The 22207-nt window shown below is 73.9% G+C and carries 19 protein-coding genes; 13 read left to right on the forward strand and 6 right to left on the reverse strand.

What is annotated here, in order from left to right:
* From F8279_RS18025 to ispG, 4 genes are all read left to right on the forward strand, one after another.
* The coding region (locus F8279_RS18025) for a GNAT family N-acetyltransferase (RefSeq protein WP_151500552.1) at positions 1-322 on the forward strand (322 nt) is incomplete at its 5' end.
* An 86-nt stretch (positions 323-408) separates the two neighbouring features.
* Complete coding sequence (dxr, locus tag F8279_RS18030; protein WP_091419642.1) at positions 409-1623, forward strand: 1-deoxy-D-xylulose-5-phosphate reductoisomerase; 1215 nt, start codon at positions 409-411, stop codon at positions 1621-1623.
* Positions 1620-2867, forward strand: coding sequence for an RIP metalloprotease (locus F8279_RS18035; RefSeq protein WP_091419644.1), 1248 nt, complete (start codon positions 1620-1622; stop codon positions 2865-2867). Before dxr ends, F8279_RS18035 begins: the two co-directional genes overlap by 4 nt.
* A gap of 9 nt (positions 2868-2876) precedes the next feature.
* A complete protein-coding gene (gene ispG, locus F8279_RS18040) occupies positions 2877-4052 on the forward strand; it encodes a flavodoxin-dependent (E)-4-hydroxy-3-methylbut-2-enyl-diphosphate synthase (protein ID WP_091419647.1) in 1176 nt (391 codons plus the stop codon).
* A 59-nt stretch (positions 4053-4111) separates the two neighbouring features.
* Here the strand turns inward: ispG and F8279_RS18045 are convergent, their stop codons facing one another.
* Complete coding sequence (locus F8279_RS18045; RefSeq protein ID WP_091419649.1) at positions 4112-4786, reverse strand: helix-turn-helix domain-containing protein; 675 nt, start codon at positions 4784-4786, stop codon at positions 4112-4114.
* Between the two features lie 129 nt (positions 4787-4915).
* On the opposite strand from F8279_RS18045, the gene F8279_RS18050 reads away from it, so the two are divergent.
* Positions 4916-5734 (forward strand): class I SAM-dependent methyltransferase, encoded by an 819-nt coding sequence (locus tag F8279_RS18050; RefSeq protein WP_151500553.1) that lies wholly within the window; start codon positions 4916-4918, stop codon positions 5732-5734.
* Positions 5735-5782: 48 nt separating this feature from the next.
* Here F8279_RS18050 and F8279_RS18055 read toward each other — a convergent pair whose 3' ends face one another.
* Positions 5783-6370 (reverse strand): PadR family transcriptional regulator, encoded by a 588-nt coding sequence (locus F8279_RS18055; protein ID WP_151500554.1) that lies wholly within the window; start codon positions 6368-6370, stop codon positions 5783-5785.
* 119 nt (positions 6371-6489) lie between these two features.
* Here F8279_RS18055 and F8279_RS18060 point away from each other — a divergent pair, with 119 nt between their 5' ends.
* From F8279_RS18060 to F8279_RS18085, 6 genes are all read left to right on the forward strand, one after another.
* On the forward strand, positions 6490-7716 hold the full coding sequence (locus tag F8279_RS18060) for an MFS transporter (RefSeq protein ID WP_151500555.1): 1227 nt from the start codon (positions 6490-6492) through the stop codon (positions 7714-7716).
* A gap of 64 nt (positions 7717-7780) precedes the next feature.
* Positions 7781-8620, forward strand: a complete 840-nt coding sequence (locus tag F8279_RS18065; protein WP_091419660.1) for a DUF4081 domain-containing GNAT family N-acetyltransferase — start codon at positions 7781-7783, stop codon at positions 8618-8620.
* A 93-nt stretch (positions 8621-8713) separates the two neighbouring features.
* A complete protein-coding gene (locus F8279_RS18070; protein WP_151500556.1) occupies positions 8714-9421 on the forward strand; it encodes an ATP-binding cassette domain-containing protein in 708 nt (235 codons plus the stop codon).
* The gene (locus F8279_RS18075; RefSeq protein ID WP_151500557.1) at positions 9418-11568 is read left to right on the forward strand and encodes a YhgE/Pip family protein; all 2151 of its coding nucleotides are present in this window, start codon (positions 9418-9420) and stop codon (positions 11566-11568) included. The genes F8279_RS18070 and F8279_RS18075 overlap by 4 nt, the downstream gene beginning before the upstream one ends.
* A 10-nt stretch (positions 11569-11578) precedes the next feature.
* Positions 11579-12172: a TetR/AcrR family transcriptional regulator gene (locus F8279_RS18080; protein ID WP_091419665.1), complete on the forward strand. Its 594-nt coding sequence runs from the start codon at positions 11579-11581 to the stop codon at positions 12170-12172.
* A gap of 89 nt (positions 12173-12261) precedes the next feature.
* Positions 12262-15747 (forward strand): ABC transporter ATP-binding protein, encoded by a 3486-nt coding sequence (locus tag F8279_RS18085; RefSeq protein ID WP_091419669.1) that lies wholly within the window; start codon positions 12262-12264, stop codon positions 15745-15747.
* A 37-nt stretch (positions 15748-15784) separates the two neighbouring features.
* On the opposite strand, the gene F8279_RS18090 is transcribed toward F8279_RS18085, so the two are convergent.
* The 4 genes from F8279_RS18090 to F8279_RS18105 form a co-directional block, all read right to left on the reverse strand.
* Positions 15785-16852, reverse strand: a complete 1068-nt coding sequence (locus F8279_RS18090; protein WP_151500558.1) for an NADH:flavin oxidoreductase/NADH oxidase — start codon at positions 16850-16852, stop codon at positions 15785-15787.
* A gap of 68 nt (positions 16853-16920) precedes the next feature.
* On the reverse strand, positions 16921-18201 hold the full coding sequence (locus tag F8279_RS18095; RefSeq protein ID WP_175438723.1) for a dicarboxylate/amino acid:cation symporter: 1281 nt from the start codon (positions 18199-18201) through the stop codon (positions 16921-16923).
* Positions 18202-18338: 137 nt separating this feature from the next.
* Positions 18339-19007, reverse strand: a complete 669-nt coding sequence (locus F8279_RS18100; protein WP_091419679.1) for a DUF998 domain-containing protein — start codon at positions 19005-19007, stop codon at positions 18339-18341.
* Positions 19000-19965, reverse strand: a complete 966-nt coding sequence (locus F8279_RS18105; RefSeq protein WP_091419683.1) for a glutathione S-transferase family protein — start codon at positions 19963-19965, stop codon at positions 19000-19002. The genes F8279_RS18100 and F8279_RS18105 overlap by 8 nt, the downstream gene beginning before the upstream one ends.
* 98 nt (positions 19966-20063) lie before the next feature.
* Here F8279_RS18105 and pcaF point away from each other — a divergent pair, with 98 nt between their 5' ends.
* Both pcaF and F8279_RS18115 read left to right on the forward strand, forming a co-directional pair.
* Positions 20064-21269, forward strand: coding sequence for a 3-oxoadipyl-CoA thiolase (pcaF, locus tag F8279_RS18110; RefSeq protein WP_151500559.1), 1206 nt, complete (start codon positions 20064-20066; stop codon positions 21267-21269).
* Between the two features lie 116 nt (positions 21270-21385).
* The gene (locus F8279_RS18115; protein WP_121686128.1) at positions 21386-22204 is read left to right on the forward strand and encodes an SAM-dependent methyltransferase; all 819 of its coding nucleotides are present in this window, start codon (positions 21386-21388) and stop codon (positions 22202-22204) included.
* The last annotated feature ends 3 nt before the right edge of the window (positions 22205-22207 follow it).

Raw genomic sequence — 22207 nt, forward strand, 5'->3', positions numbered from 1 at the left:
CGACGCGTCGTTCCCGGCCATCACCACCGCGTACACCCGCGGCGTGCCGGTGGCGGGGAGCATCCTGCTCAAGCCGCTGCCGGGACGCGACGGCGTGACGCTGACCGAGGACATCGAGGTCGGCTGGCACCTGCATCCCGATGCCCAGGGCAACGGCTGCGCCACCGAGGCGGCCCGCGCGGTGCTGGAGCGTGAGTTCGCCACCGGCACGCCGCGGGTGTACGCGGTGGTGATGGCCGGGAACGACGCGTCGATGGCGGTTGCGCGGCGGCTCCGAGAACGTGTGATGTTCGCCGAAGTGGTGGCATCGCGGCGCCGGTGATGCCACCACCTCGGGGAAGTGGAGTCGATCATGCCGTCGGGCACTCCGGGACGAACCGGGGTGAGGCGCTGGGGAACAATGGTCCGGTGACCACTCCCCGAGACCTCGTGCTGCTCGGTTCGACCGGCTCGATCGGCACCCAGGCCATCGACATCGTCAGGCGCAACCCGGACCGCTTCCGGGTGGTTGCCCTCGGCGCGGGTGGCGGCAACGTGGAGTTGCTCGCCGCGCAGGCGCTGGAACTGGGCGTGGAGGCGGTCGGCGTGGCCCGCGCGTCCGCCGCGCAGGACCTCCAGCTCGCGTTCTACGCCGAGGCGAGCCGGCGTGGCTGGGCCACCGGCGACTTCAAGCTGCCGAAGATCGTGGCCGGGCCGGACGCGATGACCGAGCTGGCGCAGTGGCCGTGCGACGTGGTGCTCAACGGGGTGGTCGGCTCGCTGGGCCTGCCGCCGACGCTGGCCGCGCTGCACGCCGGTCGTACCCTCGCCCTGGCCAACAAGGAGTCCCTCGTGGCCGGCGGCCCGCTGGTCAGGGCCGCCGTCTCGCGACCGGGGCAGATCGTTCCTGTCGACTCCGAGCACTCGGCGCTGGCGCAGTGCCTGCGCGGCGGCGCCCGGGGCGAGGTGCGGCGGCTGGTGGTCACCGCCAGCGGCGGCCCGTTCCGGGGACGGCGGCGCGACGAGCTGACAGCCGTCACGCCGGAGCAGGCGCTGGCGCACCCGACCTGGAACATGGGCCCGGTCGTCACGATCAACTCCGCCACGATGGTCAACAAGGCGCTTGAGGTGATCGAGGCGCACGAGCTGTTCGACGTGCCGTACGCCGACATCGAGGTGATGGTCCACCCGCAGTCGGTGATCCACTCGATGGTCGAGTTCACCGACGGGTCCACGCTCGCCCAGGCCAGCCCGCCGGACATGCGGCTGCCCATCGCGCTCGGTATCGGCTGGCCGGACCGGGTGCCGGGCGCCGCCGCCGCGGTGGACTGGACCAGCGCGCACACCTGGGAGTTCTTCCCGCTCGACGACGCGGCGTTCCCGGCGGTCGCGCTGGCCAAGGCGGCGGGCGAGGCCGGGCGCTGCCGCCCGGCGATCTACAACGCGGCGAACGAGGAGTGCGTGGCCGCGTTCGTCGCGGGCCGGCTGCCGTTCCTCGGCATCGTCGACACCCTCCAGCGCGTGCTGGAGGACGCACCCGATTTCGACGAACCAGGTACCGTCGAGGACGTGCTCGCCGCCGAGTCGTGGGCACGGGCGCACGCCCAGGAGATCATCGTCGGGTCGGTGGAAGGAGCTCGATGAGCTATCTGCTCGGGGTGGTGCTGTTCGCCCTGGCGATTCTCATCTCGGTGAGCCTGCACGAGGCGGGGCACATGCTGACCGCCAAGGCGTTCGGGATGAAGGTCACGCGCTACTTCGTCGGCTTCGGCCCGACGCTGTGGTCGTTCAGGCGGGGCGAGACCGAGTACGGCATCAAGGGCATTCCGCTCGGCGGCTTCTGCAAGATCGTCGGTATGACGCCGCAGGACGACGACGTCGAGCCGGGGGACGAGAAGCGCGCCATGTGGCGCTACCCGGTGTGGAAGCGGACGATCGTGATGTCCGCGGGCTCGATCACCCACTTCGCCCTGGCCCTGATCGCGCTCTGGATCATCGCGGTGTCGGTCGGGCTGCCGAACCCGAAGTTCCCCAGCACCGAGGCCGGCTTCCGGGCCGAGCCGGCGGTGATCGCCATCGCGCCGTGCGTGGTGGTGGAGAACGCGGCCCGTGCCTGCGAGTCCGGCGACCCGGCCAGCCCGGCCGAGAAGGCCCAGCTCAAGGACGGCGACCGGATCACCGCGGTGAACGGCAAGCCGGTCTCCACCTGGGGCGACATGCTCGACGTGGTCCGCGCCACCCCGCCCGGCACGGCCACCGTCGCCTACGTGCGCGACGGCAAGCCGGACGACGCTCGGGTCGACCTGGCCTCGGTGCAGCGTCCGCCGCTCGGCGACCCGAAGGGCGCCGCCTCGTCGGTCTCCGCGCTCGGCGTGGCGCTCTCGCCCACCACCCCGACCCGGGTCGAGTACGGCCCGGTCGCCGCGTTCGGCGCCACCGCCGACTTCACCGGCACCATGGCCGTGCAGACCGCGCACGCCATGCAGCGCATCCCGCAGAAGGTGCCCGCGTTGTGGAACGCGATCACCGGCGGCGAGCGTGACGTGGACACCCCGATCAGCGTGGTCGGCGCCAGCCGGCTCGGCGGCGAGGCCGTGGAGAACAACGCCTGGCTGGTGTTCTTCATGCTGTTCGTGTCGCTGAACTTCTTCATCGGCGTGTTCAACCTGCTGCCGCTGCTCCCGCTGGACGGCGGCCACATCGCCATCGCCTGGTTCGAACGGGCGCGCTCCTGGCTGTACGCGCGCATCGGCCGCGCCGATCCCGGCCGCGTCGACTACCTCAAACTCATGCCCTTCACGTACGCGGTGATCCTGATCGGCGGCGCGTTCACGCTGCTCACAGTCACCGCCGATGTCATCAACCCCATCACGCTCTTCTCAAGGTGAGTGCCTGAAGTGACCGCTGTCAGTCTCGGTATGCCCCCCGTACCGCCGCCGCCGCTGGCCCCGCGCCGGGCCAGCCGCCAGATCATGGTCGGTCCGGTGCCGGTCGGTGGTGGCGCGCCGGTCTCGGTGCAGTCCATGACCACCACCCTCACCGCCGACGTCAACGCCACGCTCCAGCAGATCGCCGAGCTGACCGCGTCCGGCTGCCAGATCGTCCGGGTCGCCGTACCGTCGCAGGACGACGTGGAGGCGCTGCCCGCGATCGCCAAGAAGTCGCAGATCCCGGTGATCGCCGACATCCACTTCCAGCCGAAGTACGTCTTCGCGGCGATCGACGCCGGCTGCGCCGCGGTGCGGGTGAACCCGGGCAACATCCGGCAGTTCGACGACAAGGTCAAGGAGATCGCGCGGGCCGCGGGCGACGCCGGCACGCCGATCCGGATCGGCGTCAACGCGGGCTCGCTGGACAAGCGTCTGCTGGCCAAGTACGGCAAGGCCACCGCCGAGGCGCTGGTGGAGTCGGCGCTGTGGGAGTGCTCGCTGTTCGAGGAGCACGGCTTCCGGGACATCAAGATCTCGGTCAAGCACAACGATCCGGTGGTGATGATCCGCGCGTACCGGCTGCTGGCCGAGAAGTGCGACTACCCGCTGCACCTCGGCGTCACCGAGGCGGGCCCGGCGTTCCAGGGCACGATCAAGTCGGCGGTGGCGTTCGGCGCGCTGCTGGCCGAGGGGATCGGCGACACCATCCGGGTCTCGCTGTCCGCTCCGCCGGTCGAGGAGATCAAGGTCGGCAACGCGATCCTGGAGTCGCTGGGCCTGCGTGAGCGTGGCCTGGAGATCGTCTCCTGCCCGTCCTGCGGCCGGGCGCAGGTCGACGTCTACAAGCTGGCCGAGGAGGTCACCGCCGGCCTGGAGGGCCTGCCGGTGCCGCTGCGCGTCGCGGTCATGGGCTGCGTGGTGAACGGCCCGGGTGAGGCCCGCGAGGCCGACCTGGGCGTGGCCTCCGGCAACGGCAAGGGCCAGATCTTCGTCAAGGGCAAGGTCGTCAAGACCGTGCCCGAGGCGCAGATCGTGGAGACGCTGATCGAGGAGGCGCTGCGCATCGCCGACGAGATGGGCGCCGAGATCCCCGAGGAGCTGCGTGACCTGGTGCCGGGTGGCGCCACCGTCACCGTGCACTGATCTGCTTCCCGCGTCGCCGTGCGGCCGTCCCCACATCGGGGGCGGCCGCACGCGCCGTCTCAGGGCCGGGGCACGGCGGCGAAGGGGGAGAGGGTGAACCAGCCGGGCGCGGCGCGCCGCAGCGCCTCCGGCCCGGTCACCTCCACCGCGCCGCCGCGCAGCGCCGCGGTCCACTCCAGGTCGCCCATCCAGACCTGGACCAGGGCGCGCAGGTCCGCCGTGACGGTCACCGTCACGTCGTGCCCGGGGTCGCTGTCGCAGACGTCGGCCTCGCCCGCGGCGATCACCATCCACCAGTCGCGCAGCGCCGCGGGCACGTCCCGGAAGCGGAACCGCACGACGGTACGCCCCGGCGGGACCGCGTCGTGGTCGACGTGCCGGTGCATGTCCCACAGCAGCAGTTTCGGGTCCAGGTCGGCGTCGCCCAGTTCGCCGATCCAGCGCACGCCCCAGGCGCCGAGCGCCTCCAGCACGGGCCGCAGCTCGCGCCCGGCGGCGGTCGGGACGTAGCGCACGTCGGCGCCGTCGACCCGTCGCTCCACCACCCCGGCGCGGACGAGCTGGTGCAGCCGGCGGGACAGCAGCGTGGGCGACATCCGGGGCAGGCCCCGGCGCAGCTCGTTGAAGCGTTCCGAGCCGCTGACCAACTCCCGGACCACGAGCAGCGTCCACCGCTCGTCGAGCAGTTCCATGGCCTTCGCCACGGGGCAGAACTGGTGGTAGGAGGCCCCCATGGCGGGCACGCTACGCCCGGCCCGGCGGCCCGGCCAGGCGCCTGTCGGGAGCGGTACAGATCTCGTACTGGGGGCCGGGGCGTCCGCTGCCTAGCGTCCTGTGCAGGGACGACAGGTGAGGAGCGACGGATGATCGAGGAACGGGAGCAGGATGCGGCGGTGAAGGCTCGGCACCGCGCCATGTGGGCGATGGGCGACTACGCCGCAGTGGCCGCGCAGGTGATCCCGGAGCTGGGGGCGACGGTGGTCCGGGCGGTCGGGGTGGGGCCGGGCATGCGGGTGCTGGACGTGGCGGCCGGAACCGGCAACGCGGCCCTGCCGGCGGCCCGGGCCGGCGCGGAGGTGGTGGCCGGTGACCTCACCCCGGAGCTGCTGGCGATCGGGCAGGCGTCGGCCGAGCGGGAGGGCGTGACGCTGACCTGGGAGGAGGCGGACGCGGAGGCGCTGCCGTACGCCGACGGCGCGTTCGACGCGGTGCTGTCCTGCGTGGGCGTGATGTTCGCGCCCCGGCATCGGGTCGCCGCCGACGAGTTGCTGCGGGTGTGCCGGCCGGGCGGGACGATCGGCCTGGTCAACTGGACCCCGGAGGGTTTCGTGGGGCAGCTGTTCGCGGCCATGCGGCCGTACGCGCCGCCACCGCCGCCGGGTGCGCAGCCGCCCCCGCTCTGGGGCGACGAGGACCATGTCCGGGAGTTGTTCGGCGACCGGGTCGACGCGCTCACGCTGGGGCGCGACGCCGTGGTGGTGAACCGGTTCGCCACGCCCGGACAGTTCCGGGACTTCTTCGCCACCCACTACGGACCGACGGTGGCGGTCTACCGGGCGAACGCGGGCGACCCGGAGCGTACGGCCGGGCTCGACCGCGCGCTGACCGAACTGGCCGCCCGGTACCTGGCCGGCGGCGTGATGCGCTGGGAGTACCTGCTCGTCACCGCGCGCCGGGCCTGACGGCACGCCGGTCGTCGTCCGGCCGGCGTGCCGTCACGGCGGCGGTGCTCACTCGGACTCGGCGAGGATGGCGTAGAGCTTGCGCCGGGTCTCGTCGAGCACCTGTGCGGCGCGGGCCCGCTGGTCGTCGGTGCCGGTGGTCATCACCTGCCGCAGCGCCTGCATGGCCTGCGCGCCGGCGTCGCGGATGTCGTGCCAGCTGTTGACCGTCTGCTCGGCGAACTCGGCCCAGGGCGGGGTCTGCGCCGCGTCGGCTGCCTCGGCCTGCCCCGCCTCGGTCAGCGCGAACCGCTTGCGCCCGCCCTCGGAGTCGGCGGCGGTCGCGATGACGCCCTCGTCCTCCAGCAGTTGCAGCGTCGGGTAGATCGAGCCGGGGCTGGGTCGCCACGCCCCGCCGGTGCGGGAGTCGATCTCCTGGATCATCTCGTAGCCGTGCATCGGCCGTTCGGTGAGCAGCGCCAGCACGGCGCCGCGCACGTTGGGCCGCCGGCCGCGCCCGCGCCCGCCCCGGCCCCGCCCGTGGCCGTGGGGCCCGGGGGAGAAGGGCGGCGGACCCGGGGGTACGGGCGGGAAGCCGAAGCCGCCACGGCGGCGCATCTCGTCGTGCATGGCGTGCATGCGTCGATGGAAGCCCATCGGTTCTCCTTCTGTTGGTGTATCACCGATGCATCAACGATATATCGGCAATGCATCGCCGACAAGACGCCGCGCAAACGGGACTGAAAACCGTACGTACGTCTTGCTAAGGTGCCCGTGTGCGCCTGCTTCCCGAACCGGGCCCGTCCCGGACCCTCGCCCTCTCCACGCTCGTCAACACCGTCGGGCGGGGCACCTGGCTCACCGCCAGCGCGCTGTTCCTCACCCGGTCGGTCGGGCTCTCGGTGGCTCAGGTCGGCGTGGCGCTCACGCTCACCGCGCTGGTCAGCCTGGTGGCGAGCACGCCGATGGGCTACCTCGCCGACCGCCTCGGCCCGCGCGGGCTCCAGATGGCCGCGCTGCTCGCCTCGGCCGGGTGCACGGCCGCACTGGTCGGCGTGCGCTCGTTCACCGGCTTCCTGGTCGTCGGCGTGCTGATGGCGGTCGCCGACGCCGGCACCCGTGGCGCCCGGGGCGCGCTGATCGCCGGCGCTGTCCCGCCCGACCAGCGGGTACGCACCCGCGCCTACCTGCGCGCGGTCACCAACGTCGGGATCTCGGTGGGTACGGTGCTGGCCGGGTTCGCGCTCGCCGCCGACACCCGGGGCGCGTACGTCACGCTGATCCTGCTCGACTCCGCCACGTACGTGCTGGCGGCAGCGGTGCTGCTGCGGCTCCCGCCGGTGCCGCCGATGCCCGCCCCGGCGCACGGGCCACGGCTGATCGCGCTTCGGGACCGCCCGTTCCTCGCCTTCACCGTGCTGGACGGGCTCATGTCCATGCACTTCTCGCTGATCAACATCGCCCTGCCGCTCTGGATCGCCGGGCACACCACGGCACCGAACTGGCTGATCTCCGCCTGCCTGCTCGTCAACACCGTGGTGGTGATCCTGTTCCAGGTCCGCGCCTCGCGGGGCACCGAGGACCTGACCGGCGCGGGCCGGGCCGCCCGGCGGGCGGGTGTCCTGCTCGCGGTCGCCTGCGCGCTGTTCGCGGCCGGTGGCGGCGTGCCGGTCGCGGTGGCGGTGCCGCTGCTGCTGGCGGGTGCGCTGGTGCACGTCGTGGGGGAGCTGTGGCACGCGGCGGCCGGCTGGGGCATCTCCTTCGGCCTGGCCCCGGCGCACGCGCACGGGCAGTACCAGGGTGCGTACGGGATGGGCATGCAGCTCGGCTCGATGGTCGCCCCGCTGGTGGTGACCACGCTCGCGATCGGCTGGGGCGTACCCGGCTGGCTCGTGCTCGGTGTGGTGTTCCTGCTGCTCGGCGCGCTGGTGCCGCCGGTGGTGCGGTGGGCCGCCCGGACCCGGCCGGCCACGCCCGAACCGGTGCCGGCGCCGGCCGGCTGAGCGCCGTGCGGCAGGTGCCCGGTCGGCCCGCGCACGCGGGGGTGGATCTGGCAGGCTGGTAGCCGTGCTCACGCTGCCGGTACGCCAACTCGGGGAGTCGGAGCGCCGCGCGGTCGAGCGGCTGCTCGACCTCGACCCGTACGCCGGCGCGCAGGTCGCCGAGCGGGTGGCGGCACGCGGCCTGGCGTGGTGGCGGGCCGAGGCGCGGATCCTCGGGTACGGCTCCCGCCGGCACCTGGAGTCGATCTGCTGGCTGGGCGGCAACCTGACCCCGGTGCTCGCGTCCGAGTCGGCGGTGACCGCGTTCGCCGACCAGTTGAGCGCCGAGGATCGGCTCTGTTCCTCGATCGTGGGCCGCGCCGACGCCGTGCTCGGGCTCTGGGACCGCCTCTCCGCGCACTGGGGGCCGGCTCGGGACGTACGCCCGAACCAGCCGCTGCTGGCGACGGACGCGCTGCCAGCCGTGGCGCCCGACCCGCACGTGCGCCGGGTGCGCGCCAACGAGGTCGACCGGCTGTTCCCGGCGGCGGTGGCGATGTACACCGAGGAGGTCGGGGTGTCGCCGCTGGCCGAGGACGGCGGGCGCGGCTACCGGCGGCGGGTGACCGAGCTGGTGCGCGCCGGCCGCGCCTACGCCCGTTTCGTCGACGGGCGGGTGGTCTTCAAGGCGGAGCTGGCCGTGGTGACCCGCCGGACCGCGCAGGTGCAGGGCGTCTGGGTGGCGCCGGAGTGGCGCGGCCGGGGCATCGCCACCGCCGCGATGGCCGCAGTGGTCCGCGACGCGCTGGAACGGGTCGCGCCCACCGTGAGCCTCTACGTCAACGACTTCAACCTGCCCGCCCGCCGGGTCTACGAGCGCTGCGGCTTCCGCCCGGTCGGCACGCTCGCCACAGTGCTGTTCTGAGAATCACTCCCGCCAGAGGTCCCGAACCGGACACCCGTCGCTATGCTGGGCATGTTTTTATACTGACTAGTCAGTTCGGAATTCGGGGTCGGGATGAACATCGTCGAGGCCAGGGGCCTGGGGCTGCGCACCCGCCGCGGCTGGGTCTACCGGGACGTCGACCTCACCGCCGCGAGCGGTGAGCTGCACGCCGTCACCGGCCCGCCCGGCAGCGGACGCACCTCGCTGCTGCTGGCGCTGGCCGGGCGCTTCCCGCACAACCACGGCGAGCTGCGCCGCCGCGGCCCGGCCGCGCTCGGCCAGGTGGCAGGCGTGCACGAACCCGACCCGACGCTCACCGTCGCCGAGCACATCACCGAACGCCTGCTGCTGCTCGGCCCGGTGCCACGCCGCCGGCGCCGGCTGGTCCCGGTCGCCGCGGTACGGGCTCGCCGGGCCTACCGCCGCGACGCCTACGCCGCCGCCGTCGCCGGCGCCGGACTCACCGACGCGCCGCTGGAACCCGACCGGTACGGCCGCGACCTCACCCCGGTCGAGCGCCAGGTGCTCGGGCTGGTGCTGGCCAGCCTCGGCGGCCCCAGCCTGATCGTCGCCGACGACGTGGACGCCGGCGCCGACCGCCCCGAGCGGGAGTGGATGTGGGGCGCGCTGGAACGCCTCGCCGACCAGGGGTACGCGGTCGTCGCCAGCGCCCGCGCCGTCGAACCCGGAGTTGCCGTCACCGTGCACCGCATCGGCGACCCGGCCCTGCCCGTCCCCGCCCTGACCGTTCCCCACGAGCCCGCCGAGGTGCCCGCATGAGCGTCCTGCGACTGGCCCTGTTCGAGCTGCGCCGGATGACCCGGGGCCGGCTGCCGCGCGCCGCGCTCGCGGTGCTCACCATCGTCCCGCTGCTCTACGGCGCCCTCTACCTGTACGCGTTCTGGGATCCCTACGGGAAGATGGACCGGATCCCGGTCGCCCTGGTCGACGCCGACCGCCCGGCCACCGCCGGTGACGGCAGCGAGGTGCACGCCGGCCGCGACCTGACCGAGAAGCTGCTCGACCGGCGGGTGTTCGGCTGGACCGTCACCGACCAGACCGACGCCACCAAGGGGCTGCGCGACGGGCGTTACCACCTGGTCTTCTCCATCCCGGAGGACTTCTCCGCCAGGCTCGCCGCCGGCCCGGAACCGGACCGCCCGGCCCGGCAGGGCGAACTGAAGGTCGTCAACGACGACGCCACCAACTACCTCTCCGGCCTGCTCGCCCGGTCGGCGTTCAGCGAGATCCGGGCCGCCGCCGCGCAGAGCACCGCCGCCACGTACTTCGACAAGATGCTGATCGGCTTCACCGACGCCAAGGCCGAGACCGGCCGCGCCGCCGACGGCGCCGGAAAGATCGCCGACGGCGTCGGCAGCTCCCAGCGGGGCGCGGGCCGGCTCGCCGACGGGCTCGGTGACGCCGAGGACGGCGCCGGGCAGCTCGCCGGTGGACTCAACCAGTCGGTCCAGGGCGCGGACAAGCTCGCCAAGGGCCTCGACCAGCTGCGCACCGGCGCCGCCCAGCTCGCCGACGGCGCCGGGCGCGCCGCCACCGAGACCAAGGCCGCGGCGGCCACCGTGAACGCCGCCGCCGACAGGTACGAGCCGGTGCTGCGCCGCAACGCCGACAAGATCGAGAAGGCGGCCACGCTCGTCGCCGACGGCGCGCAGCAACTCGCCGCCGGGCTGGACGCGCTGCCGGGCAAGGCCGCCGAGGTGGTCGCGAGCGCCGAAGAGGTCCGCGACCGGCTCGACGCGGTCGCGAAGGAACACCCCGAGCTGGCGGACGATCCCGGATTCGCCGCCGCCCGCAAGGCAGCCGACCGGGCCGTCACGCAGGCCCGGTCCGTGGTGGCCGCGCTGGACAAGACCGACATGGCCACACTGCGCAAGCAGATGACCGACGTGGCGAAGACCGCCCGCGAGGTCGCCGCCGCCGCGCCGCACCTGGCCGACGACGTCGCCTCCGCCCGCGCCAAGGTGAACGAGCTGGCCGGCGGGCTCGCCACGCTGGCACAGGGCAGCGCCGAGCTCCGCGACGGGCTGGGCGACGCGTCGACCGGCGCGGACCAGTTGCGCGGCGGGCTCTACCGCCTCGCCACCGGCGCCCGCCAGCTCGACGGCGGCCTGGCCCAGCTCGGCAGCGGCAGCAACCGCCTCGTCGACGGACTGACCCGGCTGGAAGGCGGCGCCGGCGACCTCGCCGACGGGCTCGCCGCCGGGGAACGGAAACTGCCCGGGTACGACGACGCGGCCACTCGCGCCGGCGTACTCGGCGACCCGGTCGGGCTGATCCGCGACTCGCAGAACCCGGCCGGCTCGTACGGCGTGGGCTTCGCCCCGTACTTCCTGTCGCTGGCGCTCTGGGTCGGCGCGATGATCACGTACATGCTGTTGCGGCCGGTCAACCGGCGGCACGTGATGTCCGGCGCGCCCGGCTGGCGGGTCGTGCTCGCCGGGTGGCTCCCCGCCGCCGGGATCGGCCTGGCCCAGGTCACGGTGCTCTACACGGTGGTGACGCTCGGGCTCGGGCTCGACCCGAGGCACGGCCCCGCCACGTTCGGGCTGCTCGCCCTCACCTCGCTGGCGTTCACCGCGATCATGCAACTGCTCGGGGTGGCGCTCGGCCCGGCCGGGCGGCTGGCCGCGCTGGCGCTGCTGATGCTCCAGCTCACCTCGTCCGGCGGCACCTACCCGGTGCAGACCTCACCGGGCTTCTTCCAGGCGATCCACCCCTGGCTGCCGATGACGTACGTGGTGGACGGCCTGCGGCACACCATCAACGGCGGTACGACCGCACCGGTGGTCACGGCCGCGCTGGTGCTGCTCGCGTTCGGGCTGGGGGCCATGGCGCTGACAGTCGGCGCGGCCCGCCGCTCCCGGCGGCTGACCCCGGCCAAGCTGCACCCCGAACTGACCATGTGAGGATGGGCCGGTGACGGACGGACGGACACGCCGGCGCGAGGACACCCGCCAGCGCCTCTTCGTGGCGGCGGTGGACCTCATCGCCGAGCAGGGCTTCTCGGCCACCACTGTGGACGACATCGCGGCCCGGGCCGGCGTGGCGAAGGGGACCGTCTACTACAACTTCGAGTCCAAGACCGTCCTGTTCGAGGAGCTGCTGCGGCACGGCATCGGCCTGCTCACCGCCGAGTTCCGGGCCGCCGTCGACGGGCTGCCGCCGCTGGAGGCGCTCGGCGCGCTGGTCCGCGCCCAGCTGGAGTACATCCGCCGCTACCGCGCCTTCGCCCAGCTTCTGCTCTCGGAGATGTGGCGGACCAACCGGGAGTGGCAGCAGACACTGCGGCTGCTGCGCGGCGAGGCCATCGCGGTGATCGCCGAGACGGTGAAGGCCGGGGTGGACAGCGGGGAACTCCCCGCCGACCTGGACGTGCGTACCGCCAGCTCGGCGCTGTTCGGCGTCGGGCTCGTGGTGGCCGTGGACTGGCTGGTCTTCTCGCCGGAGCGGCCGATCGACGAGGTGCAGGAGTCGCTGCTCGGCATCGTCCGGCGGGTCGCCCGGACCTGACCAGCGGTCGGTAATTCGGTTGATTCCGGACCGCCGGAAGGGTGAGGCTGAGGGCACCGCCCCCACCGATCCGAGTCCGGAGGACTTCCATGCGCCTGCTCCGAGATCTCTGGGCCACGGCGCCCCGGCGGATGGCGGCGGTCCTGCTGCTGATCGTGCTCGGCGCCGGTGGTCAGGCGGCCGCCTCCGCTCTGGCCGGGCCGGTGCTGGTGCACCGCTCGTCCGGCTGGTTCGTCGCGCTCGCGGTGGCGCTCGTCGCCGCTGTCGTCACCGACCTGCTGATCGGCCTGATCATGGCCCGGCTCACCGCCGACTGGTCGGCCGACGTGCGGCGGCGGCTCTGCCGGGTCGCGCTCGGCCAGGACCTGCCCACCCTGGAGACCACCCCGGTCGGCGAGCTGCTCGACCGGATCGACAACGACGTCTACCAGGTCGCCGCCGAGATGCGGAACACCGGCGTACGGCTGGCGCAGGGCCTCGCGGTCTGCGCCCTCTCGGCGGTCAGCGCCCTCATCGTCTGGTGGCCCGCGGGCGTCGGCATGATCCTGCTCACCGCCCTGCTCGCGGTGACGCTGCGCCGCCCGACCGCCCGGATCGCCCCGGCCCGGATGGCCGAGGAGGAGGCGTGGTCCGACCTCGCGGCAGTGATGGAGGAGGCGGTGCACGGGCAGGACGACGTACGCACCAGCCTCGCCCGGCCGTACGTGCTGCGCCTCTACGCCCGCCGCGCGGCCGAGGTGATCACCCGGTGCGTCCGGGTGTTCCGGCTCTCCGCCCGGGTCACCGCGGCCGCCGCCGGCGCGGTCCGGGTCGGCATCGCGGGCGTGGTGCTGGGCGGCGCGTGGGCGCTCGCCACCGGCCGGGTCGACGCCGCGCGGCTGACCGCGATCTGGCTGCTGGCCATCGCGTTCGGCGCGACGGTCGAGCACATCGCCCGATGGGTGCCGCACCTGCAACAGGCGTTCGGCGCGTGGGGCCGGGTACAACTGCTGGCCGGGTCGCCGCAGGAGCCCGACGGCGGTGCCACCCCGGTCGAAGGCGACCTGACGGTGCGCGGCCTCACCTACCGCTACCCGGCCGGCGGGGACGACCGCGGGCCGGCGCTGCGCGACGTCCACCTGGACTTCGTCCGCGGTCGCTCGTACGCGCTGGTCGGGCGCACCGGCTCGGGCAAGTCGACGCTGGCCAAGGTGCTCACCCGGGCGGTGGACGTACCGCGCGGCACGGTGTTCCTCGGCGACACCGACGTGGTCGACCTGGACGTGGAGGAACTGCGCCGGTGGATCGCCGTGGTGCCGCAGCGCACCGAGATCCTGGCCGGCACGCTCGCCGAGAACGTGGCGCTGTTCGACCCGGAGCTGCTGGAGGCGGCCGAGCGGGCGCTGGCCGAACTGGGCCTGGCCGGCTGGATCGCCGAGCTGCCCGACGGCGTGCACACCCGGCTCGGCGACGGCGGCTACGTGCTCTCCGCCGGGCAGGAGCAACTCGTCGCGTTCGCCCGCATCCTGGTCCGCGACCCGCACGTGGTGATCCTCGACGAGGCCACCGCGCGGCTCGACCCGGTCACCGAGAACCGGGTACGCGAGGCCACCGAACGGCTGCTCACCGACCGGATCGGCATCGTCATCGCGCACCGGCTCTCGTCGGTGCGCCGCTGCGACGAGGTGGTCGTGATGGCCGACGGCGCGGTGCTGGAGGCCGGTCCGCTGCGCGAGTCGGCCCGCTTCGCCGAGCTGCTCGCCACCAGCCACGCCGGGGCGTACGCCGGGGTGGGCGCCCGGCGCGGCGGCGTGGACCTGCTCGACGCGCCCGCCTGGGACGACGCGCCCACCACGCCGGCCGCGCCCGCGACGCGGCCGGCCGCCGTGCCGCGCGCCGACCCGCCACCGGCACCGCCGACGCCGCCCGCGCGGACCATGCGCGAGATCCTCCGGCTGGGCTTCAACGACCCGCGGTACGGCCTGCTCTCGGTCGCCCTGTTCATCGTGATGACGGTGCTCGGGATGGACGGCGCGGTGCTGCCCTGGCTCTGGGCCGACCTGGTCGGCGGCGGCGACCCGTGGCTGCCGGCGCTGGGCATCGTGGCCGCGCTGCTCGTGGTGCTGCCGCTGCCGTACCTGACGAACCTGTGGTTCCCGCAGTGGTGGATCCGGCAGATGCTGCGGATCAGCGCCCGGCTGGTGCACGGGCAGACCGGCGCGCGGCGGGTCAGCGGGCACACCCCGGCCGAGGTGGTCGCACAGGGCGGCGACACCGACCGGGTGGTGCACCTCGCCGACAACCTGATGGACCAGTTCATCTCGCTGACCATCGTGATCACCATGACGCTGGTGACCGGCAGTCTCGTACCGGCGTTGTTCTTCGTCGGCACGATGGTGGTCTCCGGGCTGGCGGCGACGCTGTTCGGGCCCCGGCTGGAACGCACCGCGGCCGGCACGGTGAAGGCGCGCGCCGCGTTCGCCACCGCGCTGGTGTCCGCGCTGTCCGCCGCCCGGACGGTGAAGCTGGCCGGCGCCACCCGCCCGGTGCTGCGCCACCTCGCCCGGCTGGACGAGGTACGCAGCGAGCGGCAGCGCCGCGAGATCGCCATGCAGGTGTGGGCCCGGTCCACCCCGGCGGTCGCCAGCGGCCTGCTGCCGATCGGCGCGTGGGCGCTCTATCTGACAGGCGGGCTGTCCGCCGGCGCCACGCTCGTGGCCGTATCCACGCTCGGCGCGGCCCGCTGGTTCGCGTGGACCACCGCGTCGCTGGTGTCGCAGTACCCGTCGGCGCGGGTGTGGACGAAGCGGACGGTGGCGATGACCGGTGAGGCCGTGTACGCGGCGCCGGTGCCCGGACTGGACCTGGTCGCGGGCACCGCGCCCGCGCCCGAGCCGCCGCCCCGGCACCCGCTGCGCCGCCTGGAGCTGTCCGGCTTCGGCGCGCTGCACTCCGACGGCATGCTCGCCGTCCGCGACGTCGACCTGGTGGTCGAGCGCGGGCAGTTGGTGCTGGTCGTCGGCCCGGTCGGATCCGGCAAGTCGTCGTTGCTGCGCGCGCTCGCCGGGATCGTGCACCACGTCGGCGAGCTGCGCTGGAACGGCGACCCGGTCACCGAGCCGGAGATGTTCCTGCGCCCCAACCAGGTCGGGTACGTGGGTCAGCTGCCCCGGGTGCTCTCCGGCACGGTGGCCGACAACATCGCGCTCGGTCACCAGGTGGACGCGGCCGGGGCGGTCTCGACCGCCCAGCTCGAACACGACCTGGCCGCGGCCGGCGGCGGGCTCGGGCTGCTGATCGGGCACAAGGGCACCCGGTTGTCCGGCGGTCAGCTCCAGCGGCTGGCGCTGGCGCGGGCGCTCGCCCCGCGTACCGAGCTGCTGGTGGCCGACGACGTGTCGTCGGCGCTGGACGTGGGCACGGAGCTGGCGCTGTGGGCGGCACTGCGCGAGCACGGGGTGACAGTGGTCGGCTCGACCGCCAAGCGGGCCGCCCTGGTGCGGGCCGACCACGTGGTGGTGCTGATCGACGGCACGGTGGCCGACCAGGGCACCTGGACCGACCTGGAACCCCGCTGGAACCACCTGGCCGGCTGACTCCCCCCCCCCGCCCACCGGGCGGGGGCGGGGCCGGTCAGACGGCTCGGGTGTACTGGTCGGGCCAGGTCGGGGTGGCTCCCAGCTTGGCGGCGGCGCGGCGCGGCCAGTACGGGTCGCGCAGCAGCTCCCGGCCCAGCAACACCAGGTCCGCCTCGCCGCCGGCCACGATCTGCTCGGCCTGCTCGGGCTCGACGATCAGCCCCACCGCACCGGTCGGCACCCCGGCGTCGCGGCGGATCCGGGCGGCGAGCGGCACCTGGTAGCCGGGTCCGACCGGGACGGACGCCTGGGCCGCCGCGCCTCCGGAGGAGGTGTCGACCAGGTCCACCCCGGCGGCGGCCAGTCCCCCGGCGAGCACCACGCTGTCCTCGACGGTCCAGCCGCCGTCGGTCCAGTCGGTGGCGGAGATCCGGGTCAGCACCGGCACGGACTCGCCGACGGCGGCGCGTACCGCGCGGGCCACCTCCAGCGTGAGCCGCATCCGGGCGGCCCGGTCCCCGCCGTAGCCGTCGGTGCGCCGGTTGGTCAGCGGGGACAGGAACTCGTGCAGCAGGTAGCCGTGCGCGGCGTGGATCTCCACGGCGGCGAACCCGGCGTCCAGCGCCCGCCCGGCGGCGGTGGCGAAGGCGTCCACCACGGCCGCGATGCCCGCCTCGTCGAGCGCGGTGGGGGTGCGGTACTCCGGCACGAACGGCTGGTCGCCCGGGCCCACGGGGGTCCAGCCGCCCTCGGCGTCCGGCACGCCGCCACGCGCCGGCGCCCACGGCCGGTACGTGGACGCCTTGAACCCGGCGTGCGCGAGCTGCACGGCCGGCACCGCGCCCTGACCGGCGACGAACGCGGTGATCGGCCGCCACGCGTCGACGTGCGCGTCGGACCAGAGGCCGGTGTCCTGCGGGCTGATCCGGCCCTCGGGCACCACTGCGGTCGCCTCGGTGATGACCAGCCCGGCCCCGCCGACCGCGCGGGAACCCAGGTGGACGCGGTGCCAGTCGGTGGGCAGGCCGTCGGGTCCGGCGCTGTACTGGCACATGGGGGCCAGCGCGATCCGGTTGGGCAGGGTGACGCCGCGCAGGGCGAGCGGGGTGAACAGGGCGCTCATTCTCGGATCCTCCGGTCAGGGCAACGGGTGCGCCTCCTTGTGGGAGACGCACCCGTTGCGAGTGTGGATCAGGCGGGTACGGGGTCGAGCCGCTCGGGCTCGACCGGCTCGATCAGGTCGCGCTTGCCGGCCGAGTCGTACGCGGCCCGGTCGAGCGTGCCCTCCCGGGCGGCCACGATGGTCGGCACGACGGCCTGCCCGGCCACGTTGGTGGCGGTACGGATCATGTCCAGGATCGGGTCGATGGCCAGCAGCAGACCGGCCCCGGCCAGCGGCAGGCCCAGCGTGCTCAGGGTCAGCGTGAGCATGACGATCGCGCCGGTCAGGCCGGCGGTCGCGGCCGAGCCGACCACCGAGACGAACGCGATGAGCAGGTAGTCGGTGACGCCCAGGTTCACGCCGAACACCTGCGCCACGAAGATCGCGGCGAGCGCCGGGTAGATGGCGGCGCAGCCGTCCATCTTCGTGGTGGCGCCGAACGGCACCGCGAAGGAGGCGTACTCGCGGGGGACGCCGAGGCGCTCGACCGAGCGCTGGGTCACCGGCATGGTGCCCACCGAGGAGCGGGAGACGAAGGCCAGCTCGATGGCGGGCCAGGCGCCGGCGAAGAAGCGCAGCGGGTTGAGCTTGCCGGCCACCGCGAGCAGCACCGGGTAGACCACGAACAGCACCAGGGCGCAGCCGACGTAGACGGCTGTGGTGAACTTCGCGAGCGGGGCGAGCAGGTCCCAGCCGTACGAGGCGACGGCGTTGCCGATCAGGCCGAGCGTGCCGATCGGGGCGAGCCGGATGACCCACCAGAGCGCCTTCTGCACGATCGACAGCAGCGAGCGGTTGAGCGCCACGAACGGCTCGGCGGCGTCGCCGACCAGCAGCGCGGCGGCGCCCACCACCAGGGCGAGGAAGACGATCTGGAGGACGTTGCCCTCGACGAACGCGCCGACCGGGTTGGTCGGGACGATGCCGGTGAGGAAGTCGATCCAGGAGCCGGTGGTCTTCGGCGCGGTGGCGCCGGCCGGGTCCAGGTTGACGCCCCGGCCGGGGTCGGTGATCAGGCCGATACCGATGCCGATGCTCACCGCGATCAGCGCGGTGGCGCCGAACCAGAGCAGCGTCTTGACGGCGAGCCGGGCGGCGTTGGCGACGCCGCGCAGGCTGACCACGCTGACCACGATGGCGGTGAAGACCAGCGGCGGCACTGCGAGCTTGAGCAGCTGGACGAAGAGGCTGCCGACGGTGTCGAGCGTGCTGGTCAGCCAGGCGAGGTCGGCGGCGCGGGCGAGGAAACCGAGCGCCACGCCGAGCACGAGGCCGAGCAGGATCTGGACGGAGAAGGGGATTCTGCGCAGGGCGGAGGTCATGAGGACGAATCCAAGGTCTGGGGAGGGAAGGCGGGCGTCGGGGGCGTGGAGCTACGCCGGACAGACGCCGCTGGCCTGCCGTCGGAGATCGACGTACAGGCGCTCGGTGAGGCACCAGACATTGGTCATCGTCGCGATACTTTACTCTCCTCCCGCCCCGGAACGGAAGGACCGTCGCCGGTGAGGCTCCTTACAGCCAGGTAGCCGGAGGTGGTCAGTCCCCAGACGGCGACCACGACCAGCAGCACCCGTTCCGACATCCCGAGCAGCGTGCTGCGCCCGACCAGCAGCAGCGCCAGCGCGACCACGGCGGCCACCGGCAGCGCCAGCGCCGCGCCGATCGCGGCGATCCGCCGCAGCCCTCGATCCGCAGCCGGGGAGAACAGCAGCACGAGCATCGCGAGCACCACCGCGGCAGTCGCCGCGATGCTGGCCCCGCCGTGCACCAGGTCGGCCACCGTGGTCGCCTCGAACGGCGGCAGCGGGCAGCCCTCGCTGCACGTCACCGCGCCGGAGACCACCGTGGCGACCGCGCCGGCGCCGAGCAGCCCGGCCGCCGCGCGCGACCCCGGTGGCAGCGCCCCGGCGAGCAGCAGCAGCGACGCGGCCATCGAGAAGATCCCCACCCGGTACGCCCCGGCGTACCCGCTGTCGGCGATGCCCGCTTCGCTCACGTACGCGATGGGGCCCGGACCGGGACCGGCGATCACCGCGACAGTCACCGCGGCCGCGCCGGCGGCCAGGCAGACGGCGGCGAACGCGGCGGCGATCCGGCGGGCTGTGCCCTCAGCCACGTCCGTGCGGGGTGGTCCAGCCGGACAGGTCCGGGCCCAGCGGCACGATCCGGGTCGGGTTGATCATGTCGTGGGTGGCGTAGTAGTGCCGCTTGATGTGGTCGAAGTCCACCGTCTCGCCGAAGCCCGGCGTCTGGAACAGGTCCCGCGCGTACGCCCAGAGCACCGGCATCTCGGTGAGCTTGCGCTGGTTGCACTTGAAGTGCCCGTGGTACGCCACGTCGAAGCGCACCAGCGTGGTGAACAGGCGCACGTCCGCCTCGGTGATGGTGTCGCCCATCAGGTAGCGCCGCCCGGCCAGCCGCTCGCTCAGCGCGTCGAGGCGGGCGAACAGCGCGGTGAACGCCTCGTCGTACGCCTCCTGGGAGGTGGCGAAGCCGCACCGGTAGACGCCGTTGTTGACGTCCCGGTGGATCTCCGCCATCAGCGCGTCCATCTCCGGGCGCAGCTCGACCGGGTACAGATCCGGCGCGTCCGGCGCGTGGAACCGCCGCCACTCGGTCGAGAAGTCGAGCGTGAGCTGCGGGTAGTCGTTGGTGACCACCCGTCCGGTGAGCGTGTCCACGAGCGCCGGCACCGTGACCCGGCCGGTGTAGTCCGGGTCCGTGGACAGGTACGCCTCGGAGAGGAAGCCGATGCCGAGCACCGGGTCGAAGCCGTCCGGGTCGAGCGCGAACCGCCAGCCCCGCTCGTCCCGGATCGGGTCGACGGTCCCCAGCGAGATCACCTCGTCCAGCCCGAGCAGGCCGCGCACGATCCGGGCCCGGTGCGCCCACGGGCAGGCCCGGCACCAGATCAGCCGGTACCGGCCCGCTTCCAGCGGCCAGCGTCCCTGCTCGTCCGGTCCGCCGCCCTCCGGTGAGGTGGAGTGCGGGGTGACCCGCCCGGTGAACCGGTTGGGCTGGCGGACGAACGCGCCGCCGCCGCTGTTCTCTGCGCTGAACTGAGCCCCGGACATGCGGCAAACCTATCCGCTCCGGTCACGGATATCCTGGCGCCGGGTACCCCCGCGACCCGCCGACCGCTCCCTTCCCACCCCCGAAGGACGTACGCGCGATGACAGTGGCCTATCTCGTTGCCGGAGTCCGCACCCCGATCGGCCGGTACGCCGGCGCGCTGGCCGGGGTCCGCCCCGACGACCTGGCCGCGCACGTCGTCCGCGAGCTGGTGGCCCGCCACCCCTCGGTCGACTGGGCCCGCACCGACGACGTGATCCTGGGCTGCGCCAACCAGGCCGGCGAGGACAACCGCAACGTGGCCCGGATGGCCGCGCTGCTCGGCGGCCTGCCGGAGGAGGTGCCGGGCAGCACCGTCAACCGGCTCTGCGGCTCCGGCCTGGACGCGCTCGCCTCCGCCGCCCGCGCGATCGTCGCCGGGGATGCCGACCTGGTGGTGGCCGGCGGCGTGGAGAGCATGAGCCGCGCGCCGTTCGTCATGCCGAAGGCGGCCACGCCGTTCGCCCGCACCGCCGAGGTGTACGACACCACGATCGGCTGGCGGCTGGTCAATCCGCTGATGCGCAAGGGCTGGGGCATCGACTCGATGCCGGAGACGGCGGAGAACGTGGCAGCCGAGTTCGGCGTGGACCGGGCCGCGCAGGACGCCTTCGCGTACCGGTCGCAGCAGCGGGCCGCCAAGGCGCAGGCCGACGGCCGGCTGGCCGAGGAGATCGTCCCGGTGACGGTGCCCGCCGGCAAGCGGGAGACGAAGCTGGTCGAGGCCGACGAGCACCCGCGCGAGACGACGCTTGCGAAGCTCGCCGCGCTGCCCACCCCGTTCCGCGAGGGCGGCACTGTCACCGCCGGGAACTCCTCCGGCGTCAACGACGGTGCCGTCGGGCTGCTGGTCGCCTCCGCGGCCGCCGTCGAACGCTACGGCCTCACCCCGCTGGCCCGGGTACGCGGTGCCGCGTCCGCCGGCGTACCGCCGCGGATCATGGGCATCGGCCCGGTCCCGGCGACCCGGAAGCTGCTCGACCGGACGGGCCTGTCGCTCGCCGACGTGGACGTGATCGAGCTGAACGAGGCGTTCGCCGCGCAGTCGGTGGCGGTGCTGCGCGAGCTGGGCCTGCCGGAGGACGCCGAGCACGTCAACCCGGGCGGCGGGGCGATCGCGCTGGGGCACCCGCTCGGCGCCAGCGGCGCCCGGCTGGCGTTGACCGCCGCGCTGGAACTGCGCCGCCGGGGCGGCCGGCGGGCGCTCGCCACCATGTGCATCGGCGTCGGGCAGGGCATCTCGCTGCTGCTGGAATCGGCCGACTGACCCGGGCCGGCAGCATCGCCCGCTGTGGATCTCCCGTACCCGGCCGTACCGGCCTAGAGTGGTCTGGACCACATGATCCGCCATCGACGGCGGACGACGACCTGGGGGACCGAGCGATGCAGACGCCGGAGAGCCTGCCCACCGAGATCGACCTGAGCCGGCCGAGCGCCGCCCGGGTCTACGACTACTTCCTCGGTGGGGCGCACAACTTCGAGATCGACCGGCAGCTCGCCGAACAGATCGCGGCCATGACGCCGAACCTGGCCGCCACCATGCGCTCCGGGCGGGAGTTCCTGCGCCGGGCCGTACGGGTGCTGCTCGACGCGGGCATCGACCAGTTCCTCGACATCGGCTCCGGCATCCCCACCGTCGGCAACGTGCACGAGGTCGCCCAGGCCGCCGACCCGGACGCCCGCATCGTGTACGTCGACATCGACCCGGTGGCCGTGGCACACAGCCACGAACTGCTCGCCGGCAACGACCGGGCCACCGCGGTCCTGGCCGACCTGCGCGAGCCGAAGCTGATCCTGGACCACGCCGCCGCCAGCGGCCTGATCGACTTCGACCGGCCGCTGGGCATCCTGCTCGCCGGCGTGGTGCACTTCGTGCCCGACGCCGACCGCCCGGCCGACATCCTGGCCACCCTGCGCGCCGCCGCCGCGCCCGGCAGCTACCTGGTCATCTCCCACTCCACGTTCGAGGACCAGCCACAGGAGATGCTGGACGCGCAGCGGTTGTCGGCGCGTACCGCCACCGAGATCACGCTGCGCTCGCGGGCCGAGATCACCGGCTTCTTCGGCGACTGGACGATCCTCGAACCGGGCGTGGTGCACATGCCGCTGTGGCGGCCCGACTCCCCGTCGGACGTGGACGAGCACCCGGAACGGTTCGGGGCGTTCGGCGGCGTCGCCCGGCACGACCGCGCAGCCGGCTGAGCC

This window comes from Micromonospora sp. AMSO1212t (assembly GCF_008868145.1).
Lineage (GTDB): Bacteria > Actinomycetota > Actinomycetes > Mycobacteriales > Micromonosporaceae > Micromonospora > Micromonospora tulbaghiae.

Bases quoted from the DNA above. Each gene is read 5' to 3' on its own strand.
- F8279_RS18035 (WP_091419644.1), top strand. From the start codon at position 1,620: ATGAGCTATCTGCTCGGGGTGGTGCTGTTCGCCCTGGCGATTCTCATC.
- F8279_RS18045 (WP_091419649.1), bottom strand. From the start codon at position 4,786: ATGGGGGCCTCCTACCACCAGTTCTGCCCCGTGGCGAAGGCCATGGAA.
- F8279_RS18050 (WP_151500553.1), top strand. From the start codon at position 4,916: ATGATCGAGGAACGGGAGCAGGATGCGGCGGTGAAGGCTCGGCACCGC.
- F8279_RS18055 (WP_151500554.1), bottom strand. From the start codon at position 6,370: ATGGGCTTCCATCGACGCATGCACGCCATGCACGACGAGATGCGCCGC.
- F8279_RS18070 (WP_151500556.1), top strand. From the start codon at position 8,714: ATGAACATCGTCGAGGCCAGGGGCCTGGGGCTGCGCACCCGCCGCGGC.
- F8279_RS18075 (WP_151500557.1), top strand. From the start codon at position 9,418: ATGAGCGTCCTGCGACTGGCCCTGTTCGAGCTGCGCCGGATGACCCGG.
- F8279_RS18085 (WP_091419669.1), top strand. From the start codon at position 12,262: ATGCGCCTGCTCCGAGATCTCTGGGCCACGGCGCCCCGGCGGATGGCG.
- F8279_RS18090 (WP_151500558.1), bottom strand. From the start codon at position 16,852: ATGAGCGCCCTGTTCACCCCGCTCGCCCTGCGCGGCGTCACCCTGCCC.
- F8279_RS18105 (WP_091419683.1), bottom strand. From the start codon at position 19,965: ATGTCCGGGGCTCAGTTCAGCGCAGAGAACAGCGGCGGCGGCGCGTTC.
- pcaF (WP_151500559.1), top strand. From the start codon at position 20,064: ATGACAGTGGCCTATCTCGTTGCCGGAGTCCGCACCCCGATCGGCCGG.
- F8279_RS18115 (WP_121686128.1), top strand. From the start codon at position 21,386: ATGCAGACGCCGGAGAGCCTGCCCACCGAGATCGACCTGAGCCGGCCG.